Source organism: Microbulbifer aggregans (genome assembly GCF_001750105.1).
In the GTDB taxonomy this organism is placed as follows: domain Bacteria; phylum Pseudomonadota; class Gammaproteobacteria; order Pseudomonadales; family Cellvibrionaceae; genus Microbulbifer; species Microbulbifer aggregans.
Genome location: NZ_CP014143.1, coordinates 2,581,753 through 2,598,133, shown reverse-complemented (window position 1 = coordinate 2,598,133; position 16,381 = coordinate 2,581,753). Strand labels below are relative to the sequence as shown.

13 protein-coding genes are annotated in these 16,381 nt (G+C 58.3%); 3 read left to right on the top strand and 10 right to left on the bottom strand.

From position 1 onward, the window contains the following. Positions 1-6 precede the first annotated feature (6 nt). Genes sohB through AUP74_RS11260 form a run of 4 tightly spaced genes read right to left on the bottom strand, consistent with a single transcriptional unit; the run spans position 7 to position 4,438 of the window. The gene (sohB, locus tag AUP74_RS11275; RefSeq protein WP_069947651.1) at positions 7-1,191 is read right to left on the bottom strand and encodes a protease SohB; all 1,185 of its coding nucleotides are present in this window, start codon (positions 1,189-1,191) and stop codon (positions 7-9) included. A 53-nt stretch (positions 1,192-1,244) separates the two neighbouring features. Continuing rightward, entirely contained in the window at positions 1,245-1,895 is a 651-nt protein-coding gene (locus AUP74_RS11270) for a cation/multidrug efflux pump (protein ID WP_069947650.1), read from the bottom strand. 19 nt (positions 1,896-1,914) lie between these two features. Next, on the bottom strand, positions 1,915-2,727 hold the full coding sequence (gene nudC, locus AUP74_RS11265; protein WP_069947649.1) for an NAD(+) diphosphatase: 813 nt from the start codon (positions 2,725-2,727) through the stop codon (positions 1,915-1,917). Positions 2,728-2,740: 13 nt separating this feature from the next. Next, positions 2,741-4,438 carry a FimL-related protein gene (locus AUP74_RS11260; protein WP_226999771.1) on the bottom strand — a complete coding sequence of 566 codons (1,698 nt, stop codon included), beginning with the start codon at positions 4,436-4,438 and terminating at the stop codon, positions 2,741-2,743. Between the two features lie 331 nt (positions 4,439-4,769). On the opposite strand from AUP74_RS11260, the gene nhaB reads away from it, so the two are divergent. Next, positions 4,770-6,308, top strand: coding sequence for a sodium/proton antiporter NhaB (gene nhaB / locus AUP74_RS11255; protein ID WP_418287622.1), 1,539 nt, complete (start codon positions 4,770-4,772; stop codon positions 6,306-6,308). An 85-nt stretch (positions 6,309-6,393) separates the two neighbouring features. On the opposite strand, the gene dnaQ is transcribed toward nhaB, so the two are convergent. From dnaQ to AUP74_RS11240, 3 genes are read right to left on the bottom strand one after another with little or no spacing between them, the layout of a single operon-like run. After that, on the bottom strand, positions 6,394-7,122 hold the full coding sequence (dnaQ, locus tag AUP74_RS11250; RefSeq protein WP_069947648.1) for a DNA polymerase III subunit epsilon: 729 nt from the start codon (positions 7,120-7,122) through the stop codon (positions 6,394-6,396). Positions 7,123-7,124: 2 nt separating this feature from the next. After that, complete coding sequence (rnhA, locus tag AUP74_RS11245; RefSeq protein WP_069947647.1) at positions 7,125-7,562, bottom strand: ribonuclease HI; 438 nt, start codon at positions 7,560-7,562, stop codon at positions 7,125-7,127. 60 nt (positions 7,563-7,622) lie between these two features. Continuing rightward, positions 7,623-8,408, bottom strand: a complete 786-nt coding sequence (locus AUP74_RS11240; RefSeq protein ID WP_069947646.1) for a class I SAM-dependent methyltransferase — start codon at positions 8,406-8,408, stop codon at positions 7,623-7,625. 211 nt (positions 8,409-8,619) lie between these two features. Here AUP74_RS11240 and gloB point away from each other — a divergent pair, with 211 nt between their 5' ends. Both gloB and AUP74_RS11230 read left to right on the top strand, forming a co-directional pair. Then, the gene (gene gloB, locus AUP74_RS11235) at positions 8,620-9,387 is read left to right on the top strand and encodes a hydroxyacylglutathione hydrolase (RefSeq protein ID WP_069947645.1); all 768 of its coding nucleotides are present in this window, start codon (positions 8,620-8,622) and stop codon (positions 9,385-9,387) included. A 210-nt stretch (positions 9,388-9,597) separates the two neighbouring features. Further along, positions 9,598-11,151 (top strand): LysM peptidoglycan-binding domain-containing protein, encoded by a 1,554-nt coding sequence (locus AUP74_RS11230; RefSeq protein ID WP_069947644.1) that lies wholly within the window; start codon positions 9,598-9,600, stop codon positions 11,149-11,151. 145 nt (positions 11,152-11,296) lie between these two features. Here AUP74_RS11230 and AUP74_RS11225 read toward each other — a convergent pair whose 3' ends face one another. The 3 genes from AUP74_RS11225 to lon all read right to left on the bottom strand — a co-directional run bounded on the left by AUP74_RS11225 (position 11,297) and on the right by lon (position 16,195). Next, a complete protein-coding gene (locus AUP74_RS11225) occupies positions 11,297-13,171 on the bottom strand; it encodes a SurA N-terminal domain-containing protein (protein ID WP_069947643.1) in 1,875 nt (624 codons plus the stop codon). A gap of 94 nt (positions 13,172-13,265) precedes the next feature. After that, positions 13,266-13,538 (bottom strand): HU family DNA-binding protein, encoded by a 273-nt coding sequence (locus AUP74_RS11220; RefSeq protein WP_069947642.1) that lies wholly within the window; start codon positions 13,536-13,538, stop codon positions 13,266-13,268. 251 nt (positions 13,539-13,789) lie between these two features. After that, positions 13,790-16,195, bottom strand: a complete 2,406-nt coding sequence (gene lon / locus AUP74_RS11215; protein WP_069947641.1) for an endopeptidase La — start codon at positions 16,193-16,195, stop codon at positions 13,790-13,792. Positions 16,196-16,381 lie beyond the last annotated feature (186 nt).

The window sequence follows — 16,381 nt, the reverse complement described above, 5'->3', positions numbered from 1 at the left end:
AGTGACCTACTGCGCCTGGTGACGCCAAGCCGCCAGCCTTGAGAAGAGCCGCATCAGTGCAGACTCCATCCCGGCCTGGGCGGCGAGCCCCATTTTCTTGGCGATGTTCTTACGCTCCTTGTACTCCACCTGGTACAGATCCGCATCCTTCGCGCGACTGGTCAGGTACTCGTCAGAAGTCTTCAGCTCATCCACCAGTCCCAGTTCCACCGCGCGCTGGCCGAACCAGACTTCGCCCGTGGCGACTTTGGCGATATCCAGTTGTGGCCGGTATTCAGAGACAAAATGCTGGAAAAGCGCATGGATCTCTTCCAGATCACTCTGGAACTTCTCCCTGCCCTGCTCCGTGTTTTCTCCAAACATGGTCACTGTGCGCTTGTACTCGCCGGCGGTAAACAGTTCAAAATCCACATCGTGGCGCTTCAGGAAGCGGTTGAAGTTGGGCAGCTGCGCGAGCACGCCAATGGAGCCGAGCATGGCAAACGGCGCCGCGAGAATGCGGTCGGCAACACAGGCCATCATATAGCCCCCGCTGGCCGCCACTTTATCCACCGCAATGGTCAACTGGATACCGGCGCTTCGAACCCGCGCCAATTGACTGGCTGCCAGACCATAGTTCGCTACCATTCCGCCGGGGCTCTCGAGGCATGCCACCACCTCATCGCCTGGCTCGGCCACCTGCAGGATTGTGGTGATTTCTTCTCGCAACTGCGCCAGGGCGCTGGCCTTGATGTCCCCATCAAAATGCACCACGAAGAGCCGGGCACGCTCGCCTTCAGGCTTTTCCTTGATGACTGTTCGCGCCCTGGGTTCTCCGGCCTCTGCGTCGGCCTCACCCTGCTCCGGCAACGGCGTATCGGTGGGTTCTAGATCCTTGCGCTGTACTTTTTCAGCGGGCTTCTGCTTCTTCTCGGCCTTGTGTTTTTTGACCAGGGCTTTCTCCCTGGCTTTCTTCTCTTTCGCCATCTGCTTCTGGCGGTGAGAGAACTCGTGCTTATCCATTACCGCCTCGAGCAGGGTCTCCTTCATCTGCTCGTAACGGTCATTCAAATTGGTAACAACAATATGCCCCTGGATACGCTCCTTGAGCTGCTCCCGGTTCGCGACGATAAAACCCACCACCACCAGCAGCGCAACCACCACGGTGACAACCTTGGCGAGAAACAAGCCGTATTCACTGAGAAATTCCACTTAAACTCCCTGTCTGTTTCTGGAGAGGTAAAACTTTGTAACGCCCAACGCGGTCAGCGCCACTCCTCAAGTGCCGAGGTTGCCTGCTGATTCAGCGGTCGCGCCAGCAGGCCGCTGTGGCTAATGCGCACCTCGTACACGGCACCATCCTCCATCGGCAGGAAGGTGGCACTACCGTAGACTGCATCCACTAATGACATGCGCTTGCTGATGCCGCGCAGTGATTCCCATACGTCGACACCGTAATTGCTGCCATTCAGCTGATGCACCGTACGCTCCAGCGTGCGCTCATCCTGCAACGTCAGGTAACGACCGCTGACGCGATCGAGCCGGTACGCCGGGTGGATTCCCCAGCGCGCCAATGGGCCTTTCCACTTCAGCAGTCTTGCATCCAGTTGCCACTGATCGCCCCGCAACTCGAAGGTTTGGGCAACACCATCCTCATCAGCGAACTTGGCTTCGTAGTGCTGTTCATCGAGCTTGCGAAAAGAAAGCGTGCCGACACTGTGTTCCTCGGCAAGGTTGCGATAGCTGTATACGTCAGCGGCCACCAGCACGATCAACAGAGCGCCGCCCAGCAGGATCAGGCCGACACTGCCACGAATAAATCCGAGTAGCCAGTTACCACCGACCAGCACACGACCACCCCAAAAAACCAGGAGTAGCGCCAGGACGGCAATTAAAAATGTGATGGCGATGTACATGCAGATCTCCGGTTTGTTATCACGGTTTTCGGCTAGCGCACTGCGCCGCAAAGTTACGGATCAGCTGCCCGGAAAGCGTCTCCGGCGGAGGGATTTCCGGCAGCTGGTCAAATCGGAACCAGGCGGCTTCGGAAATTTCCTCCACGTCGGGGGAAACGTCACCGCCAGCCCAGTCGGCCAGATAGCCCAGCATCAACTGTCCAGGAAATGGCCACGGCTGGCTGCCAACGTACCGTGTTGCTCCCACCTGGAGTCCGACTTCCTCGCGAACCTCCCGGGCGAGCGCTTCTTCGGCACTCTCACCGGCTTCGATAAACCCTGCCAGTGCGGTAAACAGGCCGTGCTTATGGTGGGTGTGCCTGGCAAGCAGGCACTCCTCGCCACGTGTCACCAGCATAATGACACAGGGGGAGATTCGCGGATATACCGTGAGGTGACAGCCGGTGCAGCAACGGGCTCGCTCGTTGCCGTAGTAATCGGTGGGCGCACCGCAGCGGCCACAGAAGCGGTGGTCGAGATCCCAATTGATCACCTGAACGGCGCGCCCGGCGAGTGAGAACTCCAGTTCGCTGACCTGCCCAAGCAGGCCCCGCAGGCCCCGCCAGCTACAGCCGGACACATCCGGCTGGCTGGCCAGGAAATGCACACCACAGGGGTCGCCACCGAGTTCGCCGAGATAGTGACTGGCGGCAACCTGTGCTTCCGCGACCGGGAGTTGCCGGTGCAGCAACCCCTCGCTGTGCAGGAGCAGCATGCCATCGGAGATGAGGATATGACGACGGATTATTGGTAGCGGTCGCACGCCCGCGGCGGGCACAAAGAGTTCGCTCAACCCAGCCTCCGCTTCAGGCCGCTTCCACGGGGTAGCCGAGGGCGCTGAGGCTCTCCATTGCCAAATCGAGCGATTGCATATCGGCCTTGCGGTTCATCTTCACCTCCCCGAGGTAGTACTCCAGGCTGATGATCGCATCGGCAAAGGTATCCAGAGTCTGCTCGACGGCCGGCGCGGTCTCCCGCTGCCCCATCACGGACTCCACAAACGCGACCAACCTTTCGACAATGGCCGCAGCACGGCCCAGATTTAGCACCACAAGTCCGCCGCGCACCGAATTCAGCGTCGTCGAGACGTTGCGGATATGTCCGTGGTCAAAATCCGACTCAGCATAGGACGCCAGCGCCCGTTTGATCAGCGACAGGCCCGCTTCTGCCTCCTTCAGTACGGCGAGCTCCGCCTCTGCCAGCTGGCTCCGCTCCAGCGCCAGGTCGGCGTGCCCGTGCTCATCCACATCAATACTGGATGTCTGGCGCAGTGCGCGAATGGTGCTATCGACCATCAATACCTGGCCGGTCAGTTTCTGCAGCGCTTCAGCGACAACATGGTCGCCAGCTCCCGCAGAGGAGCGATACTCGTGAACTGCTCTCCGGAGACCATCGGCCACACGCCGGAAGTTCAGCAGTGCGAGGGTACTGGCGATACGTTGCAGGGTACCGAGCAGACCGTCGTCGCCATCCAACCCGGATGCCCCGATCAGCTCTGCGTCATCGAGCATGCGCCGCACACCGGTTAATTCCTCGTCCAGCGCTGTTGCTACCGCGGCAATCGCTGTAGCACCGGGACCACCGAGACTCGCACGCTCCCGCTCGAGTTCCGACTCGCTATAGCCCAGCGGCTTGGCCGAAAAGGCCTCGAGAATCCGGGCAGTTTGGCCGGTTGGCCCGGACAGGGCCAGCCAGTACAGACACTCCTTGACCAGCACCGGTGGGGACGGCTGATCCAGTGCAACATCGCCCTGCTTCTGCAGCGCACGCAAACGCCGATCCAGCATGCTAAAAACCATCACCCTGGAGCGGTTGCTGTGCATCTCGCGCGCGGCCATCCCGCCCAGCGCCGCACCAGCGACGGCCCACAGAGTTCCGGAGGGGCGGCCAGCGGAGATGCTCGCCACCCGCTGTAGCGCCCGGGACATCATGTTGAAGGCTGGTTTGCTCGGTTTTCCCTGCAGCAGTGCCAGCAACCCCACCTGATACATATGGCGGAAACGGCGCACTAGATTCCGCAGGTCCTCAGCCATCACGGCAGACGATACTGATCCGGGAATACTGGCATCGAGGCGACAGCGAAAGAAGTGGCTCTCGGGCACCGGAGCCAGACCGCGCGCCGAACGCAGGCTGTTGATATAGGGAATCAGCAATTCGGCACGCGCAAAGCCCCGATTCTGGACGAAGTCCAGGTAACGGGTAAGAACGTAGAAGGCCGTGCTCAGTGCCTCCATCACCTCGACTGAGGGCTCCTGGCGCCCCTCCTGGATATCCGCAAGGGCACTGGACATCTCCTGTGCCAGCAACTCAGCGCCCTGCAGCTGTACCATCTGCAGCACACCAGAAATCTGACGCAGCAGGGCCAGGCACTGCTCAAGGGACTGCTGATTGTTGCGGTCCGCGGCGTACTGGTCGAGATGGGCCGCGGCCGAATCCACAGACGTCACCAGCTCGGCCTTGATCAAGTTCACCGACGTAATGTTGATTTCGCGTAATTCAGTCACCGCCAACACCACCGCACACTGTTATTCATTATTCATTGTTCAAATATCAAGCAGACCCAGCAAAATGCGGGCCTGTTGGGGCCAATGTATACCAAACCGACAGAGAATCCACGGTTTCCCGGGACAATTCCATCGATCAATCGACAATTCACGGGGCTCAAGCAAAAGCACTTGAATTTTTCCACCGACAGAGTAGCGTTCTGCCAGCCCAAGATCGGTACCGCCCCGGCAATCCAACCGCCGCGGACTGCCCGACCTTTCTCCACCAACGCTCCAGAGCGGAGGCAGCCTGCCTTACCTGCGCGGGTATACGCTAGCCAAGGATGTAAACATGATGTCAAAGCACGGCCACACCAAGATTCCCCAGGGCGGCCTAGGCGGGGCTTTTTTTCACAATTTCCTTGGCGAAGCACCGAACTGGTACAAGCTCACCATCGTTGCATTTTTACTCGCCAACCCCCTCTTACTGCTGCTCGCCGGACCCTTTGTCACCGGCTGGGTATTGATCGGGGAATTTATTTTCACTCTGGCCATGGCATTGAAATGCTATCCACTGCAACCCGGCGGGCTGCTGGCGGTCGAGGCGATTGCCCTGGGAATGACCAGTACCGAGGCCGTATTTCACGAGGTGAGCGACAATATTGAAGTCATCCTGCTATTGATCTTCATGGTCGCAGGCATCTACTTCATGAAGGACCTGCTGCTCACACTGTTTACCCGCCTGCTGATCCGTGTCCGCTCCAAGACGTTGTTGTCACTGCTGTTCTGCAGCCTGGCGGCGGTGCTGTCTGCGTTTCTCGACGCGCTCACGGTCACCGCCGTTCTGATTGCGGTAGCGGTCGGTTTTTACTCCGTCTACCACCGCGTTGCCAGTAACCAGCCGCACCATCACGTTGAGCACGATCACTCAACGGATGAGCATGTAGTGGAATTTCACCGTGAGGACCTGGACGAATTCCGGGCCTTTTTGCGCAGCCTCGTCATGCATGGGGCCGTGGGAACAGCCCTTGGCGGCGTCATGACCCTGGTGGGTGAACCCCAGAACCTGCTCATCGCAGAAAAAGCGGGCTGGGAGTTCGTCGAGTTCTTCCAGAAAATGGCACCGGTCACGGTGCCGACATTTTTCGCCGGCCTCGCTACCTGTGCAATGCTGGAAAAAATCGGGCGCTTTGGATATGGCGCACAATTACCAGCCCCGGTGCGCGAAGTGCTGGAAAACTTTGCCGAGGAGGAATCACGCAAACGCCACGCGGGCCATCGCGCCGAACTGTGGACCCAGGGCGTGGTTGCGGTTCTGCTGGTAATGTCACTGGCTTTTCACGTTGCCGAAGTGGGGCTTGTCGGGCTGATGGTGATCGTGCTGCTGACGGCCTTCAACGGGGTCGTGCAGGAAGCACGTCTCGGACATGCCTTTGAGGAGGCGCTGCCCTTTACCGCCTTACTGGTGGTCTTCTTTGCCATTGTGGCAGTTATCCACCAGCAACATCTTTTTGCTCCGGTCACCCACTTCGTACTGAGCCTCGACCTGGAGCAACAACCGGCAATGCTGTTTATCGCTAACGGACTGCTGTCGATGATCAGTGACAATGTGTTCGTGGCGACGGTTTATATTAACGAGGTCAAAGATGCGCTGACTGCGGGCGAGATCAGCCGGGAACATTTTGAGAAGCTGGCAATCGCCATCAACGCCGGCACCAACTTGCCGAGCGTGGCAACGCCCAATGGCCAGGCTGCGTTTCTGTTCCTGCTGACCTCGGTGCTGGCACCACTCATCCGCCTATCCTACGGGCGCATGGTTTTGATGGCGCTGCCATATACGCTGGTACTCAGCGGCGTCGCCCTCTTCTGCGTTATCTACGCCATCAGCTGAACAATTGATGCCCGGGCCTGGGCCCGGGCAGTCTGTCACGACCCGTCGACTTCCTGCTGGAGGATAAAGGATCCCGGGAGGTCGCTTACCAGAAGTGCTTGCCGGCTGATTTTTCCAGCAGTTCCAGCATCTCCCGGTGCGCCTCCAGCTCTGCGGTGCTGGCCTGGCGAACCGACAAAGGGGCACGATCGGCAGAAAGGCGATAAATAGCCCCCGGCGAAGTGTCCCTCTGTTCGTTCTGCCCACCCTCCTCGGAGCGGCTGTCACCACCCTGGGCAAGAGCCAGATCGGTCTGCCCACCGGTCATCATCAAGTAGACGTCGGCGAGAATCTCCGCATCCAGCAAGGCGCCGTGAAGGTCGCGCTGGGAGTTATCGACAAAATAGCGCTTGCAGAGTGCGTCCAGGTTATTTTTCTGTCCCGGGTGTTTTTCCCGTGCAAGCGCCAGGGTATCGAGCACACTGCAGTGGGCTGCAACACTTTTCCATCGGGGGCTGCCGAGCAGCTTGAGCTCCCAGTCGATAAAGCCCACGTCGAACGGTGCATTGTGGATGACCAGCTCCGCGCCTTCGCAGAAGGTCATGAACTCGTCGGCAACCTGCGAGAAGACCGGCTTGTCCTGCAAGAATTCATTGGTGATGCCGTGCACCTCGATCGCACCATCATCCACTTCCCGCTGGGGATTGATGTACTGATGGTAATGGCGACCGGTAAGCTTTCGGTTCACCAACTCGACGCAACCGATTTCGATGATTCGGTGGCCCGTTTTCGGGTCCAGGCCGGTAGTTTCCGTATCCAGAACAACCTGTCGCATACTCAAGCCTCCAGTTCGTCGATGCCGCGATTGGCCAGCTGATCCGCCCGTTCATTGCCGGGGTCGCCCGCATGGCCCTTGACCCAGTGCCAGTGCACGTCGTGGTGCCCGATGCTTGCATCGAGGGCGCGCCAGAGGTCTTCATTCTTTACCGGTTTTTTGGCCGAAGTTTTCCAGCCATTGCGCTTCCAGTTATTGATCCAACTGGTAATACCCTGGCGGAGGTACTGGGAGTCGGTGTGCAGATCAACGCGGCAATGCTGATTCAGCGCTTCGAGCGCGCGGATCGCTGCCAGCAGCTCCATACGGTTGTTAGTGGTATGGGCCTCGCCCCCGAACAGCTCTTTCTCTGAATCGCCATGGATCAGGAGTGCGCCCCAGCCACCGGGGCCGGGATTACCCCGGCAGGCGCCGTCGGTATAGATGGTTACTTGCTTCAATGGACTGGTTATTTTGGTTACTTGAATCAGGTATTGCGCCCCAACGGGGCCGTCGCGAAATCATTGCTTGTCTTGGTGCCGCCGCCGGGCCGCAACCCGGGGACTCGAAGGGACCGCGCCGAGGGCCGGCTTGCGGTTGCTGCGCCAATCAATCTTGATCGTGCGCATACGCGCCACTTCTTTGCGCGCGACTATGATGTAAAAGCCCCCCCAAGGCAAGCGCCAGCGGGAACCGCGGCGCTCCATCCACATGGTCTTCGCCAGCAGCTCCCGATGCTGCAAAGGGAGACGAAAAAAACCGCGCTCCACATTATTTGCCTGAAGATCCAGCAGGTTCATCCAATCCTCGACCCGTGCAGCGCGCAACTGATTTCCGCGCTGATGCGGAGACCGATCAAAAAGCAGTCGCGACAACCCGAGCAGGGAGAAGGGGTTGAAACCGATCAGAACCAGGTGTCCACCGGGTATCAATACCCGCGCAGCCTCACGAAGCACCTGATGGGGCTGAGCGGAAAAATCGAGCAGGTGGTGCAGCACCGCCACATCGATGGACTCTGCCGGCAGCGGCAGCTGCTCGAACTCCACCTGCGCGGCGCCACCCTGGAAGTCACACGGACTCAGGCGGAAACAATGATTGATCCGGCTGCAGGCAGCAAAGTCCACCCTGTCCGTCATCCCCGCCTGCATCAGGTGGTACCCAAACAGCCTTTCAATCAAAGGCTGTGCCAGTGCCAACTCCTGGCTGAGGATTTCCTCCCCCAAGCCTGACGAGAACCAGGGGGCCAAATCTTGGCAAGATTGCTCGAGACTCTGGCGCTCCGGCCTCGATCCTGACTTCTTGGTCATAGATAGCTCCCTTTTGCTGGCGCCATTTTGGCCGACTGGGACCGCGAAAACGCCTGTCTGTGTGCTTTTGTACCACGATGGGTGACGACACTCTACGAGCGGGCCTGCAAATGGCAGAGTAATGAGCCGCCGTATTTTGAACGCCCTCTGGCCCCATGTGCTTCAATGCCATGTGGTATGGTTTCACCACCTAGGGTAGCGGGTGATAAAAATGCTCACAATCTCGCCAATACCGGCTTTTAGCGACAACTATATCTGGCATCTGGAGCGCGAAGGGGAGCATTGGGTCGTCGATCCCGGAGATGCTGCTCCAGTATTGGAGGCACTGCGAGGTGCACCACTGGCTGGCATCCTGATCACTCATCACCACCTTGACCACATCGGGGGTGTTGCAGAACTGGTGAAGCAACATCAGTGCCCCGTGTACGGACCGGCCTCAATCGAAGGGGTAACACATCCCCTGCAGGACGGAGATGAATTCCTCCTGATGGGCGCCGCCGTCAAGGTCCTGGCGGTGCCGGGCCATACACTGGATCATCTGGCGCTACTGCTCGAAGAGCCCGGAGGAGAGCACTCCCCACACCTGTTCTGTGGTGACACCCTTTTCGCGGGCGGTTGTGGCCGCCTGTTCGAGGGAACGCCAAAACAAATGTATGGCTCCCTGAGCAAGCTCTCCGAACTGCCACCGGAGACACAGGTTTACTGCGCCCACGAATACACTCGCGCCAATCTCCGCTTCGCTGCGGAGGCTGAGCCGGGCAATGCAGTGTTACAGAATCGAGTCAACCAGGTAGACAGCCTCCGCGCGGAGGGTAAACCGACTGTACCGTCAACGATCGGAGAAGAGCTGGCAACCAACCCGTTTCTTCGCTGTCATATTCCCGCAGTCGCACGGCGAGCTGCGGATCATGGAGCGGCGGAGAATTCAGACGAGGTGGAAGTTTTCGCCACCCTGAGGCAGTGGAAGGACAATTTTTAACCAATCAAGGATGAACGGACTGTCCGTAACGGATGTTGATTTGAGCAACAATCTGGGCAAAAAATGTCCATTTACCGTTGACCAGTCCCAAGAACTCTCTTTAGAATCAGTCGATTATAGATAAAAGCTCAGGTTTGACTCCAAGAATTACAAACCTGGCGCCGACGTAGCAGTAGAAATCCGAAGCTATAACGCATCGCGGGCACCAGCATGGTTCACAAAAAGTTTGCCGTTGCAGTACTGGCAGCGGCCGTGGGGGCCTGCGCGCAAGTTGAAAAACAGAACATTGCGCCGCAGGACGAGTTGTACCACGACAAAAAAGTTTCAGTCTCTCCGCAAACGGAGAAGGCCGGATCCGTCACTCCGGAGGCCGCCCTGGCCCCGGTCGATATTTGGGATCGACTCCGCCGCGGGTTCCATCTCGAGCGCCGACTGGATGACCCAAAGGTCAAAGATTACGTCGCCTACTTCTCCCGCAATGAAGGCTATATGTCCCGGGTGACCGAGCGTTCCCGGCGCTATATCTTCCATGTCGTGGAGAAGCTCGAAGAAGCGAACCTACCGCTCGAGCTGGCCTTGCTGCCGATCGTAGAGAGTGCTTACGACCCCTTCGCCTATTCCCATGCCCGCGCCTCCGGCATGTGGCAGTTTATCCCGGCCACCGGTCGGGCCTTCGGCCTGCACCAGAACTGGTGGTATGACGGCCGCCGGGATGTCGATGCCTCCACAGATGCGGCGATCGCCTACTTCTCCTATCTGTCTGAGCGTTTCGATGGTGACTGGGAGCTTGTCCTGGCAGCCTACAACGCCGGCGAGGGCACCGTTCGTCGCGCCAGGCAGAGGAATGAACGCCGCGGCCTCGGTACTACCTTCTGGGACCTGAAACTACCGCGGGAAACCCAGCGCTACGTGCCGCAACTGCTGGCCCTGGCTGAGGTGGTGTCCCGCCCCGACTACTATCGGGTTCCCCTTCACGACGTCGCCAATGAGCCCTACTACGCCAAAGTAAATGTCGGCAGTCAGATCGACCTGGCCCAAGCCGCCGACCTGGCAGACATCGAAGTAGAAGAACTCTACCTTCTGAACCCCGGCTTCAATCGCTGGGCGACAGACCCCAACGGCAAGCATGAACTCCTGATTCCGAGAACCAAGGAGCAGACTTTCCACGCCGCCCTGAGCGATCTGCCGCTAGATCAACGTGTCAGCTGGCAGCGCTACAAGATCTCCCGCGGAGACACCCTCTCCACGATCGCCCGCCGCTATGAAACCACCGTGGCCGCCATTCGCGAAACCAACAAACTGCGCGGCAATAACATTCGTGCCGGTCAGACACTGTTGATTCCGAGCGCTTCCGGTCCCGCGGGACAATACGCCTACGCCCTGGATGAGCGTGTCCGCCGCCAGCAATCTTCCGGCCGCGGCAGCAAGACCAGCTATACCGTGCGCCCCGGCGATACGCTCTGGGGTATCGCGAGATCACTGGACGTTGGCGTTCGGGACCTGGCCAAGTGGAACAGCATGGCCCCCGGCGACACCCTCCGTCCCGGACGCAAGCTGGTCGCTTACAGTGCCGGAGAAAGTAACAGCCGCACCACCCGCAAGCTGTCCTATCGGGTGCGCAGTGGAGACTCCCTGTACCGCATTGCGCGCAAGTTCAGTATTGAAATCAACGACATTGTCCGCTGGAACAAACTTAGTAAGTCCACCTACCTGCAACCAGGCCAGCGCCTGACGCTGTTTGTGAATTCCGCCGCAAGCGGCTGATACTGTCGCACCATCAACAAAAAAGCCCGCGCAAGCGGGCTTTTTTGATTCCGTAATTCCTATCTCTCTGCACTGCATTGTCATGCAATGATGATGCAAAGATCTGGAAAACGGGCCCCCGCCTTTTAGCGGCGGCCCATTTTCGTCAGGGAGTAAGCTCCACGTCCGCCTGTCCCTTCAGATACTGCTGAACAGCGGTCAGCTCAGAAGTACCCATCATGGAGCCCAGCTGCTGCATCAGCGCCTCCCGCTGCTCCTTGCTCTGACGGGACAGCTGGCCGGGTCGAACTTCACGCAACGCCAGAACAACCTGATCACCGCTGTCGGTCGCAAACGCGGTTACCAGGCCACCGCTGGACTGCGGAGCCGGCAGAGCAAAGGCCTGCTCGACAATCTCACCTCGCTGGCCCATACCACCGCGACGGGTGCCATCGCTCTTCTCCAGAGTCAGCCCCTTCTCCTCTGCCAGAGCGGCAAAGTCGGCAGCACCCTCGAGCGCCTGCTTCAGTGATTCAGCCTCTTCCGCCAGTTGAGCACTTGCCTTGTCACGCTTGAGCCGCTGTGCAATTTGCTCGCGGACCTCAGCCAGCGGATAAGTACCCTCGGCCTTGTGCTCTGTCACCCTGAGAACGACGGCATGGTCATTGCTCAGGTTGAGCACGTCAGAAGTATTTCCATCCAGCATCACTTCCGGCGCAAAAGCCGCATCGATCACCTGGCTGTTGGCCGTGATGCCAGCCCCACCCTGCCGATCAAACAGCTCTGAGGTCTCTACTTTCACACCGAGCTCTTCAGCCGGCCCGGCGAGACTCTCGGCGTTGTATGCCAGATCTGCCAGCCGGGACAGTGCTCCCACAAATTCACGCTCGGCTTCTGCATTCTGCAGCTGCTGGCGAATGGCCGCTTCACGCTCTTCGAAACTCGGCGGCTCGGCACCAGCTACTTCGAGGAGTTTGATAAAGTGTGTACCGCTGTCAGTCTCTACCGGCTCTGATACCTGCCCGACCTCGAGACCCGCCAACGCTTCTTCGAAAGCCTCCGGGAAGACGTCACCGGAGGAGAAGCCCAGATCGCCACCCTCGTCACGAGAACCAAAGTCGGCGGAGTAACTCTTGGCCAGCTCGGCAAAATCTTCACCTTCAGCCAGCTTGGAGCGGATCTCCTCGATCACTTCCTCGGTCGGCTCCTCGAGAAGAATATGTGCGGCGCGCCGGCGCTCACTGGCCGCGAAGCCTTTTACTTCCTGTTCGTACTGAGCGCGCACATCCTGATCGGCAATATCGATACTGGCCGCGAACATCTCGGGCTTCAGCTCGATGTACTCGATGGCCACCTGCTCGGGGCGAGCAAACGCATTTTGGTTTGCATCGTAGTACTGCTGAATTTCTTCCTCTGAAACCTGCACCTCGGAAAGCAGAGGCTCCACCGGCAGCACAGCGTAATCAAAGTCCCGCTCTTCCATTGAAATCGCGACGATTTCCTCGGCATTGGCGCGGGTGGTGAAAGCACTTTCTGTCACTGCATCGGCATATTGCTGCAGAACCAGATCACGCTCCATCACCTGACGGAAACCCGCCGGAGTGAAACGGTTTTGCCCCAGCCACATACGGAATGTCTGCGGATCGAACTGACCGTTTACCTGAAAGCCCGGAATCTGCACGATCTCACGATCCACCGCGGCAGTGCTCATTGCCATACCGCTATCTTTAGCTGCTTGCTGCATTACAGCGCTGTTAACCAGCTGCTGCAGTACTGGCCCGCGAAGCTGTTCATCGCTCAGAAGGTCCGCAGGTACGTTTTCACCGTACTGGTTCATGATCATGGCACGACGATTCTGGATAGCCCGCTGCAAATCCAGGTTGGAGATCTTTTCCCCGTTGACTTCAGCCACCGCATCAGCGGAGCCACCACTGGCACCGGTGAAGAAATCAATACCGCCTATCACCATAATGAAACCAAAAAAAGCCGCAACGATAATGGCCGCTGTGCCTTTGAGGTTGTCTCGCATGGACTGAAGCATGCTCAGCTCCGAATTTAACTCTAATCAGAAACAAAAAAGGCGCATCCAATCGATACGCCTCCTTGAAGCTTTAACTGCTAGGGGTTAAGGCTTCTTAATTTACCGCGTCTTTCAGGGCTTTGCCGGCCTTGAAATTAGGAATCTTGGCGGCGGCGATTTCGATCGGGTCGCCGGTGCGCGGGTTGCGGCCAGTACGGGCAGCGCGCTCTTTAACAGCAAAGGTACCGAAACCTACCAGAGCAACCTGATCGCCTTTTTTCAGGGCGTCAGTGATGCTTTCTACCATAGCGTCCAGTGCGCGGCCGGCAGCTGCTTTCGGAATATCTGCAGATTCGGCAATCGCTTCAATCAGTTCGGACTTATTCACGCTTAATCCCTCTGTTCTTTTCTAGGTATGTTTTGGCGCCCGCCTTGGACACCTGTGCGTTCGAGTCTTGGGTCACCGGCGATTTTGGCGCCGGCCAATAAGCCACGTTTTATACCAACTGCCCGATAGCGGGTCAAGGAACGACGGGGGTTTCAGGGCAGTTGGACGTTTTTACAGCAACCTTGGGGCAGGCTCAGATTATTTTTTGATCTTTGCACCAAAAGGGCCACCCCTTGGGTGGCCCTGACAGGTCAATGAGTGTGCACAGATCGCTGCGATCGCTCCTCGGCCTTCTTCTGCAGCGCCGAGTACTCCTCGTCAGACAGCGACTGCGGCTTGTGCTCCAGCGCGTACTCGAGCACCTGATCGATCCACTTGACCGGCTTGATGACAAGATCCTGCTGGATATTTTCCGGAATATCCCGCAGATCCCTCTCATTGTCCGCCGGGATCAGCACCGTCTTGATACCGCCTCGATGGGCGGCCAGGAGCTTCTCCTTCAAGCCGCCGATACGCAGCACTTCACCGCGGAGGGTGATTTCACCGGTCATCGCCACATCGGCCCGAACCGGGATATTGGTCAGTACCGAGGCCAGCGCCGTACACATGGCGATACCTGCAGAGGGACCATCCTTCGGCGTAGCGCCCTCCGGTACGTGGATATGGATATCCCGCGTCTCGTTAAAGTCCGGCGCAATACCCAACACCTGAGAGCGCGCACGGACGACCGTCAGAGCGGCCTGAATGGACTCCTGCATCACGTCACCGAGAGAACCGGTCTTGATCACCCTGCCCTTGCCGGGCACCGCAGAGGATTCAATCGTGAGTAGTTCGCCGCCGACCTCGGTCCAGGCAAGACCGGTAACCTGGCCGATCTTGTTGTCTTCTTCAGCGCGACCGAAATCAAACTTACGTACCCCGAGGAGATCCTCCAACTGGCCGGGCTCGATGACCGCCTTGCGGCTGGTGGCATCGCGCACATGTTCGGTAACCACCTTTCGGCAGATCTTGGCGATTTCACGATCCAGTCCACGGACACCCGCCTCACGGGTGTAGAAGCGGACGATATCGCGGACAGTTTCGTCCTTCAGCACCAGCTCATCGTCCTTGAGTCCGTTTGCCTTGCGCTGTTTTGGCACCAGGTAACGCTGGGCAATGTTCAACTTTTCATCCTCGGTATAACCCGGGATCCGAATCACTTCCATCCGATCCAGCAGCGGACCCGGGATATTCATCGAGTTGGAAGTGCAGACGAACATCACATCGGAAAGATCGTAATCCACTTCCAGATAGTGATCGTTGAAACTCTTGTTCTGCTCGGGGTCCAGCACCTCCAGCAGGGCCGACGCCGGATCACCGCGGTGATCCATACCCATCTTGTCCACCTCGTCGAGGAGGAACAGGGGGTTCTTGACCCCGACCTTGGAGATTTTCTGAATCAGTTTACCCGGCAGCGAGCCAATATAGGTCCGACGGTGGCCTCTGATTTCAGCCTCATCGCGAACACCACCCAGCGCCATACGCACGTATTTGCGATTGGTGGCTCGCGCGATTGACTGCCCCAGGGATGTTTTACCGACCCCGGGCGGGCCAACCAGACACAGGATCGGGCCTTTCACCCTCTTGACTCGCTTCTGCACGGCGAGATATTCGAGAATTCGCTCTTTTACCTCCTCGAGGCCATAGTGGTCTTTCTCGAGGATCTCTTCCGCTTTTTTCAGGTCATGGCGTACTCGGCTGGCTTTTTTCCACGGTACGCTCAGCATCCAGTCGATGTAACTGCGCAGCACCGACGCTTCGGCGGACATTGGTGACATCATTTTCAGTTTGGCCAGTTCCGCGCGGGTTTTCTTCTCCGCTTCGGCAGACATGCCCGATTCGGCAATTTTCTTCTCGAGCTCCTCAACTTCATTTGGCTCTTCTGAAATATCGCCCAGCTCTTTCTGAATGGCCTTCATCTGCTCATTCAGATAGTACTCGCGCTGGCTCTTTTCCATCTGCTTCTTGACCCGGCCGCGAATCCGCTTTTCCACCTGGATCAGGTCAATCTCGGAATCCATCAGGCCCAGCAGCTGTTCGAGACGCTCCTTGACGCTCACAGTCTCGAGAAGCTCCTGCTTTTGAGGCAGCTCGAGCGACATATGGGCGGCGATGGTGTCGGCGAGCCGACCGGGTTCATCGATCCCGGACAGAGAAGTGATTACCTCATTCGGCACTTTCTTGCTCACAGAGACATACTGCTCAAACTGTGACATCGCAGAGCGCACCAGTGCCTCGGCTTCCGCCTCGGGCAACTCCTCACTCTCCATTTCTTCCACAGTGGCGCGGTAATGCCCTTCCCCTTCGATGACGTCGAGCACTTTTACCCGGCGGCTGCCCTCTACGAGTACCTTCACAGTGCCGTCGGGCAGCTTCAGGAGCTGCAAGACGCTGGCAACAGTACCCACACGATAGATATCGTCCTTGCCCGGATCATCCTCTGATGCCTGGCGCTGGGCCACCAGCAGCACCTGCTTGTCGTCACGCATCGCCTCTTCAAGCGCATCGATGGACTTTTCCCTGCCGACAAACAGCGGGATAACCATGTGCGGGTAAACAACCACATCGCGCAGCGGCAGCAGCGGATACTCTTGTTTGGTGTCGGATTGCTGATCCATAGAACTCCTCTCGGCCCGATCACTGGGGTACTGTGGCGCGGTATTTTGGGTGACGGAGATTTGTTTCACCCGCCATGGCCACCACTTCTACAAGTCCAAGATGGGGGGTGGCTGCTGGAATACAAGTCTAATCTAAGCGCAATTGGCTGCCGACAAAGAAATTTACTGTTTCTGACGGGGCATCGC